We start from the raw sequence: 12,656 nt of genomic DNA, 5'->3' as shown, positions 1-12,656 counted from the left end.
TTATCGGAAAAAGATGCCGGGAAATGGGCAATTGTTTGTTTAGTTGTAAAAAGCTGACTACATTTGAAAGATGAATACTTGTGTTTTATCAATTCAAATTTAGAGTGAAGTATGAGGAATAGAATTGGGTTAGCCTTTCTGCTTATATGGTTTTCTGCAATGGCTTTTGCAGCCGATTATACCTATGAGCGTAATGTCTCTTATCGTGGGAATGCGGAGGATGAATATGCCTCCAAGATGTGCCGTCTGGATATCGCTTACCAGCCGGGAGTGAAAGATGTGCCGGTTGTCGTCTGGTTTCATGGCGGCGGACTGACGGGTGGAAGCCGGGAAGTCCCGACGCAACTGTTGACGGATAATATGGTGGTCGTCGGTGTTGAATACCGCCTGTCGCCACATGTGAAAACGATGGATATCGTGGATGATGCCGCCGCAGCAATCGCCTGGGTGTTCGATAATATCGACAAATACGGGGGGAGCACCTCCTCTATCTATATCGCCGGCCACTCTGCCGGAGGTTATCTGGTCGATATGGTCGGCCTGGATAAGAAACTGCTCGCCCGTTATGGGAAAGATGCCGACAAGCTGGCCGGAATCATCCCTTTCAGCGGCCAGGTGATCACGCATTTCGAAACCCGCAACCGCCAAGGCCTGAAACCCTTGCAGCCTACGATCGACGAGACAGCGCCTTTGTATCATGTACGGAAAGACTGCGCCCCCATCCTGATCCTCTCCGGTGATCGCGAAAAAGAACTCTATGGTCGCTACGAAGAAGCCGCCTACTTCTACCGTCTCTTCAAACTCTTAGGCCATCCCGATGTGACCCTTTATGAATTAGGCGGTTTTGACCACGGCTCCATGTGTGCAGCCGGTTTCCCGCTCGCCATCCAGTTTATCAGAGAGCACGAAAAGAAGAAATAAAGTAATAGATAATTTTGTACTTTTGTATTTGATAAAAGAACTGCTTATGACAAAGATATTAGTTACCTACGACATGTTTCGCGAGGGTTTTACCGAGCTGGAAAGCAAGTATGAGGTTACTTTTCCGGAAGGAAGAGACTTCACGTATGAAGAAGTTTTTGAGATGATACCGGAGTACGATGTGTTGTGCTCGATGTTCGATTTCCCTGTAAACAAGGAATTGGTGGACCATGCACCCAATTTGAAATTAGTGGCCAACTATGCCGTCGGCTATAACAATATCGACGTTGCCTATTGCCTCGAAAAAGGCATTACGGTTGCGAATACTCCTGACCCGGTAACAGCCCCTACCGCCAACCTCGCACTCGGACTTATGCTCGATGTGGCCCGTCGCATCACGGAATGCGACCGTAAGTTGCGCACGCTGGGCCACGACATGAAGGTCGGTGTATTGGAAAACTTAGGTATCAATGTGACCGGAAAGACATTGGGTATTATCGGTATGGGACGTATCGGGAAAGCGCTTGCCAAACGGGCGAATGCCTGTGGTATGGAAGTCCTCTACCATAATCGTCGCCAGCTCTATGTCGAGGAAGAAACGAAGCTGAACGTGACGTATGCCTCTATGGAGGAACTGCTCGCCCAGTCCGATTATGTCTCGTTGAATGCCCCTTACACTCCGGAAACCTATCATATCATCGGTGAAGCCGAGCTGAAACAGATGAAACCGACCGCCGTCCTGATCAACACCGCACGCGGTCCGTTGGTCGATGAAAAGGCCTTGGTGCAGGCTTTGAAAGACGGTACGATTCATGGTGCCGGCTTGGATGTATTCGAGTTTGGCGATTACCCTTCGCCCGAACTGCTGGAAATGGACAACGTGGTCCTCACCCCTCATATCGGTACGCAGACATTGGAAACGCGTATCATCATGGCCCGTACGGTCTGCAATAACGTAATCGGATTCCTGGAAGGCGACCGTCCTGTGTCACGGGTCCTGCGTCCATGACGGCGGATTTCGTACTGAGCGAACTGCAATCGGTCGGCTCGCCGGAGAAAGCTGTCCACCTGAGCCGCTTCTTTAAGACTGGACCGGGACAATACGGCGAAGGTGACCGCTTCTTAGGCGTTGTCGTGCCGCAAACCCGCAGTGTGGCGAAAGCCAATAAAGCGATGCCTTTCGACGAATTGCAGCGTTTGCTGGACAGCCCTTGGCATGAGGCGCGTCTTTGTGCCTTGCTGATTCTGGTCTATCGTATCCAGGACCGGAAGACGACTGCCGAAGAGCGGGAAAAGGTTTATCGTTTCTATCTGAAGAATACGCGCCGGTGCAATAACTGGGATCTGGTGGATCTCTCCTGCCGGGATGTTGTCGGCGAGTATCTCGTGGATAAGGATCGTTCCATTCTGTATGAACTGGCTGAAAGCAATAACCTCTGGAAGCAGCGGATCTCTATTGTCTGCACCTGGGCTTTTATCCGTCGCTCGGATTTTACCGATACACTTGCGCTTGCCGAGAAACTGATGACGCATAAACACGACTTGATGCATAAAGCTGTGGGCTGGATGCTTCGTGAGGTCGGAAAGAAAGATCGCGATATACTTACCGACTTTTTAGAACGCAATGCGACACTACTTCCCCGGACGGCTCTTCGCTATGCCATCGAGCATTACCCCGAAGACCAGCGGCAGTATTTCCTGAAAAAGAAATGACCGGATGGATAAACAGACTGAAAAGCGCCTGAAAGAATGGGCAGGAACGTATAATGTGAAGTCTTTTATTCCGGATGATCCGGTTCAGTTTCCCCACCGCTATACGGAGAAACAAGACATCGAGATATCTGCTTTTATCACCTCCTGGATATCCTACGGACGGCGTGAATTGATCCTCCGGAAAGCCGGTTGGCTGCATGACCGGATGGGCGGAAGTCCTTATGAATGGATTGTGTCCGGACGCTACAAAGAATTGGTTTCGGAGGTCCCTGCAGGCAAGCGGGATACGTTCTATCGCTTTTATACACATTCTGATTTGCGTGATTTGTGTGACCGCTTGAACGCTATCTATGGGGAATATGATTCCCTGGAAGACGCTTTGGCGGCGAGCCCCCACCCGAATCCGGTCATGAAGCTACAGGATTTGTTTTCCGGTATCAACGGCATTCCGGTGATGAACGGAAGTTCCGCCTGTAAACGCTTGGCTATGTTCCTGCGTTGGATGATCCGCACCGATGGAATCGTCGATTTTGGCATCTGGAAGACAGCTTTCCATCCCCGCCAATTGATTATTCCGCTGGATACGCATGTGCATCAGATCTCCTTGGAATTGGGGCTGACCGCACAACGTACAGCCACCTTGAAAACGGCGCTTGAAATAACGGAAGCTCTGGCCTGTATCTTTCCCGACGATCCTTGCTTAGGAGATTTCGCCTTGTTTGGCTACGATATCAATAAGAAGAAAGAATAATGGAAAAAGAGAGAAATAAGATTACTTCGGTTTGTGTGTATTGCGCTTCCAGCACGCAAGTGGCCCCTGCCTATCAGGAGGCGGCTACCGAGTTGGGACGTCTGTTGGGTGAACGCCGGTTACGTGTCGTGAATGGCGCGGGAAATACCGGTTTGATGTGTGCCGTTTCGGATGGTACGTTATCTGCCGGAGGAACCGTTACAGGGGTAATTCCCCATTTTATGGTCGAACAGAACTGGTGCCATAAGGGACTAACCGAATTGGTCGAAGTCGACAATATGCACGAACGCAAACAACGGATGGCCGATCTGTCGGATGCCGTGATTGCCCTTCCCGGCGGTTGTGGTACGCTGGAAGAACTGTTGGAAGTGATCACCTGGAAACAGTTAGGCTTGTATCTCAACCCAATTGTGATCCTGAATATAAACGGCTATTTCGATCCCCTGTTGGAAATGTTCCGTAAAGCCGTAGACGAACATTTCATGCGCCCTCAACACGCCGGCCTCTGGGTGGTGGCCTCTACCCCGGCTGAAGCGGTGGAACTGATCTATACGGAGCCGGTCTGGGATGCGGATATACGTAAGATGGCGCTGGTATAGGTGTTACCTGTGCATTGTATGGTGAATTTACTTTATACAATATGCTTCTGTAAATTCGACTTTCGTATTATCTGGAGTTAAAAGGTTCAGTAACCAGCGTTTTGTCCTTCCTATGGAAGGTTGGTTTATGGTTTGCCCATTTCTCCTTTCCTTTAAGGTGTAGATCGTTTCCTGCATATCTTCAACAAGGAAACATGGATGACCAAAGTTTTCGTCACAAGGCGAATAGTGTTCGATGTTTTCGGTACAATTAACTAAGCCCAGATATTGGATAACACCGGGTTGGGTTTTATCCAGCGGATATCTGACGATTTCTTTACATTTCAGAACCTTAACCCAGAAAGGATCTTGTTCATCAATACTTTTGGCGTATAAGCCGGCATGATGAATTCGTTTGGAAATTCTGTTTTCAGACAGAAATTTTCCTTTGGATTTCCGGTGCAGTCCATTTGCTTTGAGATCGATGAACTCGATTTTGTTTCCTGCAGCATCTTGTGTAACAATAACCTCATTCCCTGCTCCGTCTGTGATGCATTGGGAGACGTCCATACCCTGTGATTGTAAATAACGTTGCATATCTGGTACGGATTCTGTTTCCAGTGAGAGAGAGACAAAACGTTTCTTTAGCTTGGCTTGCTTATCGACAATAAATTCCAGAAATTGACGATCATTTATTTTAAACGACACAACTGTTCCTAATGGGGACGGGTAAGAAAAGGCTTCGTCAAATCCGAGGAAACGTCCGTAATATTCCCGTGCCATCTCCATGTCGCTCACAAGAAATGTCATTTTGGCGATCCCCCATATTGCCGGACGTTTTGTTTCCTGTGCTATGAGCGAACAGATTGATATTAATCCGGTAAGAAGGATTATGAATATTTTTCTACACATCATATCAGTTAATGATTTTAATTGGATACTGTTTCCCTTCAAAAGTGATAATTAACCCGTCGAATGTTTTTGTAACGCTAACATTAACGTCTGCCGGAACCCGGTCTTTTGTTCCGTTTACGTAGACTACTATCGGTGTATGTGGAGGTACTCCTGCCTTGCTTTGCCAGAAGCAATAAGCTCCTAATCCACCGAATAGGTGCGTATGTTCCCATCCTTTACGAGGTTTTAACAAAGTGGAATTAACATCTCCATCTGGCGCCAGGATTGTCTGTAATGTTGAATAATAGTTTCCCCCATGAATACATAATCTTTGTGGAGACCGGTCTTTTTTTAATTCACTGTTGTGAGGAATACTGATTCCATATCCTCCGATTGACAGGAATAATGAATCCGGATAATTATGCCAGAATATATGGATTTCTCCGTCATTGCCAATTAATGTATGAGTAATCAATTCATCTTTTTGAAATTCCGGCGTGTGGTCTTCTTTGTTCATGGATCGCAGATGATATACACTCGCGATATGATCCGGTGTCATGAATAAAGAACGACTTCGCGATCTATACATCCATTTTTTTCCATCGTATGAATATCCGGTTCGTCCTGCTCCGATATCTTCTCCTCCTTCACCGGTCAGGCAAAAGCCGATAGTCGCCGAATAAGTATGTTGATTATATTTGATCGGAGTTTGCCAGACTACTCTGTCGAAAGGTTGTCCTACCGGATATAAACGTGCATCCCCGTCTACAGGTGTTACATTGAGAGTGAATTGAGCTCCGTCAACAACGACCTTCCCTCCGGCGATGTCAGCGGGCATAGGCTCTTCCTTTTCCGTCCAGAACGGGTGATCAGCCGGGAGTAAAAGGCAGCATAAGCCATGCATGGCGAAATAGGGATCACCGGGAACAATATAGGTCTCGGCAAGACTTTGATTTTTGCCCCAATAGCCGATATTCAGTAATCCGTTTTCTCCCATACAGCCGTTTTCCCAGAAATATTTTAAATCTCCGGACAGGATGCGCCTGGCCGTTCCCGCTGATAATGTGTTGTTATTATTGATAACGGCCCATCCGATTGCTGCATTACTGGCAAACCGGTAGGTCAGTGATCTGCCCCATGGGATGTGTCCTCCGCTACGGGCGTATTGATAAGGCACAACTTTCAGGAAGCGAGAGGCTATATCTTGTATTTTATTCCCAAATTGTTCTTTCCAGGCAGGATCGTATTTATAAATCATTTGGTTGAAGAGCTGGAATCCCCAGAGATTGTAATAATCGAATCCCCGGTTATTCCCATCTATAAACCAGCCATCTCCCCTATACCAGCCTAAAAGTCTGTTGATCATATGGGTGTGGTGTTCCCGGTTTGACTCGATACCATTTCCATACTTTTCAATAAGTGAAGTTGCAAACAGATGGAAGAAGTAGTGATTGTTATGATAAGTTGTGTTGAATGATTGTTTCCGGAAAAAGTTGACCAGATTTTTCTTTTGTTTGTCTGTCAACGGATTCCAAAAACGTTTCGGGCAGGCGTATATACCCAATGCAAACGATACGCCTATTTGATCGTTCGGATCGGGATTTCCCCAATAATCCTCGTTTTCGGGATCTGTACCTCTGGTTATTGCTTTGATAAAAGGCTTTGTAATGGAGCCCTTATATCCGGGTACTTCGTCTTTTCCTGTAGCAGTCGTGTAAATAATAACACCAACCATGATCCGTTCCATTATCCTTGCCTGGTTTTCATTCCTGAAATCCTCCAAATCCAAATAAGCTCCGGTCGATTTTGGTAAATCGAATATGCCTGTTTCCGGATTTACATAGTTTAAAGCTCCGGCTATTAGCTGTTCGGTTATTTCCAGCCAATGTGCTCTTGTATATCCGGTATAGGGACTGATTTGCTTATTTTCTTTCACCTTTAGCGGATTCGCCAATAGTACATTGGAGGAAAGTAAACCGGTAGCAATAATGAAATATAATAAAATCTTTCTCATGGTATTAACTTAATTGATTATACAGACATAGTTTCCCACATACCATCAATATAGTTATCTTGCATCCAAGGAAGATTCTCGTGACGATAGAATGGTTCAAGCTGTATGGCCAGTTCTTTCATCCGTTCCGGAGATAGTTTTTTGAAGTAGCGGAGTATTTCCAGATTGGAATCTACCACTGCTTTACTATCCATACCGATAACAACGGCATCCGGTCCTTTTAGTGAGAGGGCATATCTGACAAGGTCAGGAGCATGCAAGCCTGGTATTGTCTCTTTAGGGCGGACGGCTTTCATAATGAGTACACCCATTTTGTTTTTCTTTCCTGCCGGAACAGCGACCTCTTGACGCGGAGACGGTTGTTGAGGATTCCAGTGGTTCATCGCAACCAGCATGCTGTCGAAATTTCCCCGATTGGCTAATTCTTTTAACGCTTGTGCATCTCCATGCCCAGAAAAGCCTATGAAGCGGGTAACCCCTTCTTCTTTTAACCGATGGAGAATATCGATTAAATGGCCTTTTTTACTCATTTGGTCGACATCTTCTATGGACTGCACATCGTGTATTTTTAGCATATCCAGCTTGTCGGTATTGAGTCGCTTTAGGCTGAGTTCGATTTCTTTCATCGATTCCACCGGTTCGCGGGCTGTTACTTTTGTAGAAAGGAAAATTTCTTTGCGCCTGTATTTGACAACCTCGCCCACGCGTACTTCGCTGATGATATGCCGGGGGGATTTTTTCTTTCCCGGGGGAAGTGCAATGGTATTATCGTAAGCATGCGCCGTGTCCCAGTAATAGAAACCGTTATCGAGGGAATAGTTAAGCATTTCATACGCTTCCTCATCTTCATCTATGTGGCAGAATCGACTTCCCAGGCCCAAGACCATTCTCGGGATGATAACTCCTGTTTTTCCCAGTTCTGTGGTCGGTAGCCCTTTGGCATCATAAGGATTCTTTATTGTTGCCATATCCATCGATACCGAAGCCAGACTGTCTGCTGCAATCAGTGAGATCCCTGCACCGACTACCCCTTTTATAAAATCTCTTCTGGTGAAATCTTCCATATCTTTTTCTTTTCTTATTTCCATAACGGATGTTGTTCCAGATTTGGATTTCTACTCAATTCGTTGACTGGAATCGGATAGACATAATATTTTTTGTTTGTTCCGATATCGACACCTTTACGGGCAACACGTTCTTCCATGCAATTCATGCGCTTATAGTCATACCAGAGATGACCTTCATAGCATAATTCTACAACCCGTTCCCAAATAAGTGCTTTATTAAATGCTTCTTTATCCAGATTGGCGAGCGCATCCAAACCTGCACGTTCTCTAACCCGGTTGATGCCATAGTATTTGTCGTATGAACCGTTGAATCCGTTGGCATTATTAACGGCCTCCGAATGCATTAATAATACGTCTGCATAGCGGGTGAAGTGATAGTTCAGATTTGAGTTCTGGTCACCTACGCCAGTCTCTTCCGGATCAATGTATTTCCAGGTATGTACCAATCCTTTGTTTACATCAAAATCTTTTCCCCAGACTTTCTCTTCTCCTGTTTTTGTATCGATGAACGATAAAATGATGTTTGTAGCCAAACGTTTGTCACCCGGGTTGTTTTTCAACATGTCTTCATAAAAGTTCATGGTCCCTCCGAATGAAGACCAGCCAGCCATTCCACAAACATTTTGGTCACGTATGCTGGACATGTTTACCCAGTTGGAACCATTCAGATTTTGTTGAAATTCGGCATCAAAGATGTATTCTTTGTTATGTTCTCCAGCCTCTTTAAAGTTCATAGCATAATTAGAGTCCAGTTCGTAATTGCCGGATTTGATAATATCTTCACATTTTGTTGCGGCTAAAGCATAGTTTTCTGTTTTATTCCATGGATATCCGGCCATCGTAAGATAGGTTTTTGCTAAAAATGCCTGAGCTGCTCCTTTGGTTGCACGTCCGACATTATTTCCGCTGTAGAAATCCGGTAAAGCTGATTCCGCGAATGTGAGGTCTTCGATGATTTGTTTGAAGACGGCATCACTGGTTCCCATGTTTGGAAGATTCTGGTCATTTTGTTCGGATGCAGTCGTGAGAGGCACATTGTCGAACAAACGTATCAGATAGAGATATGCAAGTCCTCTCAGGAATCGGGCCTCCCCTTCCAGACGTTTGATTTTGACCGGATCTCCACTTATATTTGGAATGTTTTCAATCGCTACATTCGTCCGGAAAACGACTTGATAGAAGAATTTCCAGACCAATTCAATGCCGTCTGTATTGGGAGTCCACGTATAAAATTCAAATGCAAGGCGATACGGGACAGTTGAAGTTTGTGCAGAAGAACATTCTGCCGGATATTCTCCGATCATCAATGCCGCCCGGTGGAATGATATGTCGTTATCTTCACTGGATACCAACCGGCTGTATATCGCATTTACAGCAGCTTCGGCATCGGCCTCTGTTTTGTAAAAGTTGTTAGGAGAAAGAAAATCATATACATCTTCTTCCAGGAATTTGTCAAAACAAGAGGTCATTAGCCCCATAAAAATAAGGCTGACAAATATAATTTTATAGATCGATTTCATAACAATTCTGATTTATGAGTTAATTAAAAAGCGATATTCACACCCATTGTAAATACTTTGCTTGTCGGATAGGCATTGTAATCTACTCCCAACTGCCGATTGTTTTGCCCTTTACTGTTTACTTCTGGATCAAAACCGGTATAGCTGGTTATGGTAAATAAGTTTTGAGCACTGACATAAAGTCTTAATGACTCAATATATTTTTTAATGGGGAAACGATATCCCAGTACGATATTTTTCAGGCGAACATAGGAGCCATCTTCGATCATGTATGATGATAAAGGTAAATAGGCATGTGGTGCAAGACGAGGTGCAGGGATGTCTGTGTGCGTATTATTCGGAGTCCAGTAGTTCAGCATATCTTTCCGTTGTGAAGCGAATGGAGATACCATTGCATATTCTCCACGTCCAAGGTTCATAATATCGTTTCCTATACTTCCGTTAATAAAGATACTTAAATCGAAGTTCCTGTATGTAAAGTTGTTTGTCCAGCTAAAAATGAAATCGGGATTCGGATCTCCGATCACAGCCCAGTCTTCACGATCAATTTTGCCATCCTGGTTCAGATCTTTAAATTTAGCAGAACCTAATCCATCGGTTGTCAATGATTTCGGATGTTTTGCTACAGTCTCGCCATTGGCATTCACAATGGTAGCATCCATCATCTCTTGATTTTCGAATACACCGTCGTACACATAGTATTTCCATATACCAACCGGATAACCTTCTTCCAGCCAGCTTCCTTCCACTCTTAAATGCCCGGAAAGATATCCGTCCGGTCTGCCTGGTGTCACATCCGGCATACTCAAAACCTTGTTTCTATTCATCGAATACATAAGCGTGGTGCTCCATGTAAAGGCTCCGGGCTTATTACTTGTAATCAGGTCGTAGCTTACACTTGCCTCAATACCCCAGTTTCGGAGTGTCCCGTGATTACTGAAAATGGAACCGAAACCGGAAGAGAGAGGAATTGAAACATTCCAGAGAAGATCTTTTGTCTTTTTATAATAATAGTCGACGTTAAACTTCAGGCGATTGTCGATAAAGCCAAAGTCCAATCCCAGGTCTAAGTTCGAAGTTGTTTCCCATTTTAAGTTCGAATTAGGAATCTTATTGGGGGCGAATCCGGTTGCTTTGTCTCCTCCTAAATTGTAGGAGTATTGTGATAGACTCGCTACAGAAGAATAGCTTCCGAATCCTTGGTTACCAGTCAAACCATAGCTTGCGCGTAATTTCATATTGCTGAGCCAGTCTGCGTCTTCCATAAAGGCTTCTTCGGTTACACGCCAAGCTAAGGCTGCGGACGGGAAAAATCCCCATTTGTTATTGACACCGAATTTAGAAGAGCCGTCGGCACGTCCTGTCAAAGTCAATAGATATCTGTCTGCATAATTATAGTTGATACGTCCCAGCCAGGATGCCATCTGGGAAGACCATCTTGATGAGGTCGGAGTTCCTTTGGTGGTACTTGCCGATCCCATGCTGTTATCTTCCAATACGTCGTTTACAAATCCGGAAACGATCGTTCTTCCTTTTATTTCGTCGTCATATTGTATTGTCAGACCGGCTACGGCATTGATAGCGTGTTTTCCGAATGTTTTCTGATAAGTCAATAAGTTTTCATTCAGGTAGACTGAACGCCTGTTCCATCCTTTTGTTGCGATACCGTTGTCACTCTCTCCCTGAAAAACAGTTGAAGGGAGATATGAGTCGCGAAAAGCATTTGAATAGTCTGTTCCTCCGCGTATTTCAAGGGCAAGCCCATCGGTGATCTTGTTAAGGTTAAACTTTAGGTTGACATTTGCAATTACCCGATCGATGGTGGATTTATCTTTTGCCAATTCAGCCAATGCGTAAGGATTGCCTGTTGTTACTCCATAGGGAGTCTGGTTCATAGTCGAATATGTTCCATCCTCATTGTATACGTACATGGTTGAAGGGATTGCGAGAGCTCCGTTGATTACACCGCCGCCTTGGGCACCGTCACCTTCGGAAAAAGCAACATTTGAAAATGTACGGCTGGCGGTAAGAGAAGTCTGTACACTAATCCAATTGGAAATCTTTGAATCGATGTTTGCCCTGAGGGAGGCGCGTTTCAGATCCGAATTGATGACGATGCCGTCCTGGCTAAAGAAATTTCCGGTAATGGCATATTGATTGGATTCAGATCCCCCGCTCAGGTTTATTTGATGGTTATGCATAAGAGCAGTACGGAAGATCAGGTCTTGCCAGTCTGTACTGTTGTTACGGTAATAGGAAGGTTCTTTCCATTTCTCGTTTGCTCCTCCGTAAATGGGAGCCACTCCTCCATTCTCGGCTGCGATATTAGACATGGTGGCAAATTCCTCACCGTTCATCATTTCCATTTTGTTGGCAATATTTTGAATGCCAAAGTAGCCGTCATAAGTTACTTTGGTTTTTCCTGTTTTACCTCGTTTGGTCGTGATCAGAACAACTCCGTTTGCACCACGAGAACCATATATAGCGGCAGATGATGCATCTTTTAGTATCTCTATGGATTCGATATCATTTGGGTTGATAGTTACCATTCCGTTATTTGCGATTGCCCCGTTCTGGTTACCGTCTGCCATGGCTCCGGCCCCAACGGGAAAACCATCGATTACATATAAGGGTTCGTTGCTACTGGAAAGAGAGTTCCCTCCACGTACACGTATCGAGACCTGGCCTCCGGGAGCACCGGAAGTATTGGTCACCTGAACACCTGCTGCTCTTCCCTGAATACCCTGGTCCAAAGAGGTCATGGGAAGCTTTTGCAGTTCTTCTGATTTGATAGACGAAACGGCTCCTGTCAGATCGCTCTTTTTAACTGTTCCGTATCCTACAACGACAACTTCTTCAAGAGCTTTAGAATCTTCAACTAAAGTAATGTCGATTGTTGATTTGTTACCAACAGTTATTTGTTGAGATACAAATCCGATGTAAGTAAATTCTAATACAGATTTATTATTGGGCACTTCGATTGAATAGCGGCCATTAAAATCTGTAACGGTACCTTGGGTACTTCCTTTGACGACGACATTGACACCTATTAATGGCTCATCGTACGCACTTTTTACGACTCCTGTTACTTTTTGTTGAGCAAACAGAATTGTCGTACTCAACAAAAAAGCAAGTATAATTCCTACCTGCCGGAATGAATCAATGATCTTTTTCATATAATGTTAATTTAAAGTTTTA

10 protein-coding genes are annotated in these 12,656 nt (G+C 44.9%); 5 read left to right on the top strand and 5 right to left on the bottom strand.

Translation table 11 applies throughout. The annotated features are described in order from the left end of the window. The first annotated feature begins 111 nt into the window (after nt 1-111). From DWU89_RS04310 to DWU89_RS04290, 5 genes are read left to right on the top strand one after another with little or no spacing between them, the layout of a single operon-like run. Nucleotides 112-921: an alpha/beta hydrolase gene (locus DWU89_RS04310; RefSeq protein WP_115498448.1), complete on the top strand. Its 810-nt coding sequence runs from the start codon at nt 112-114 to the stop codon at nt 919-921. Nucleotides 922-967: 46 nt separating this feature from the next. After that, on the top strand, nt 968-1,930 hold the full coding sequence (locus DWU89_RS04305) for a 2-hydroxyacid dehydrogenase family protein (RefSeq protein ID WP_115498486.1): 963 nt from the start codon (nt 968-970) through the stop codon (nt 1,928-1,930). Then, on the top strand, nt 1,927-2,634 hold the full coding sequence (locus DWU89_RS04300; RefSeq protein ID WP_115498447.1) for a DNA alkylation repair protein: 708 nt from the start codon (nt 1,927-1,929) through the stop codon (nt 2,632-2,634). Before DWU89_RS04305 ends, DWU89_RS04300 begins: the two co-directional genes overlap by 4 nt. A 4-nt stretch (nt 2,635-2,638) precedes the next feature. Next, nucleotides 2,639-3,385 (top strand): TIGR02757 family protein, encoded by a 747-nt coding sequence (locus DWU89_RS04295; protein WP_115498446.1) that lies wholly within the window; start codon nt 2,639-2,641, stop codon nt 3,383-3,385. Next, the gene (locus DWU89_RS04290) at nt 3,385-3,984 is read left to right on the top strand and encodes an LOG family protein (RefSeq protein ID WP_115498445.1); all 600 of its coding nucleotides are present in this window, start codon (nt 3,385-3,387) and stop codon (nt 3,982-3,984) included. The genes DWU89_RS04295 and DWU89_RS04290 overlap by 1 nt, the downstream gene beginning before the upstream one ends. Nucleotides 3,985-4,011: 27 nt before the next feature. Here DWU89_RS04290 and DWU89_RS04285 read toward each other — a convergent pair whose 3' ends face one another. The 5 genes from DWU89_RS04285 to DWU89_RS04265 all read right to left on the bottom strand — a co-directional run bounded on the left by DWU89_RS04285 (nt 4,012) and on the right by DWU89_RS04265 (nt 12,634). Continuing rightward, nucleotides 4,012-4,761: a VOC family protein gene (locus DWU89_RS04285; protein ID WP_147292088.1), complete on the bottom strand. Its 750-nt coding sequence runs from the start codon at nt 4,759-4,761 to the stop codon at nt 4,012-4,014. Nucleotides 4,762-4,879: 118 nt separating this feature from the next. Then, nucleotides 4,880-6,871, bottom strand: a complete 1,992-nt coding sequence (locus DWU89_RS04280; RefSeq protein WP_115498443.1) for a DUF2264 domain-containing protein — start codon at nt 6,869-6,871, stop codon at nt 4,880-4,882. 17 nt (nt 6,872-6,888) lie between these two features. Further along, nucleotides 6,889-7,959 (bottom strand): aldo/keto reductase, encoded by a 1,071-nt coding sequence (locus DWU89_RS04275; RefSeq protein ID WP_244205847.1) that lies wholly within the window; start codon nt 7,957-7,959, stop codon nt 6,889-6,891. Next, nucleotides 7,950-9,458, bottom strand: a complete 1,509-nt coding sequence (locus tag DWU89_RS04270) for a RagB/SusD family nutrient uptake outer membrane protein (RefSeq protein ID WP_115498442.1) — start codon at nt 9,456-9,458, stop codon at nt 7,950-7,952. Before DWU89_RS04270 ends, DWU89_RS04275 begins: the two co-directional genes overlap by 10 nt. A gap of 23 nt (nt 9,459-9,481) precedes the next feature. Continuing rightward, nucleotides 9,482-12,634 (bottom strand): SusC/RagA family TonB-linked outer membrane protein, encoded by a 3,153-nt coding sequence (locus tag DWU89_RS04265; RefSeq protein WP_115498441.1) that lies wholly within the window; start codon nt 12,632-12,634, stop codon nt 9,482-9,484. Nucleotides 12,635-12,656: the final 22 nt, after the last annotated feature.

The sequence above is a fragment of the Parabacteroides acidifaciens genome, assembly GCF_003363715.1.
Classification (GTDB): domain Bacteria; phylum Bacteroidota; class Bacteroidia; order Bacteroidales; family Tannerellaceae; genus Parabacteroides; species Parabacteroides acidifaciens.
The sequence above is the reverse complement of the archived record's forward strand: the minus strand, read 5'-3'. Positions and strand labels throughout refer to the sequence as shown.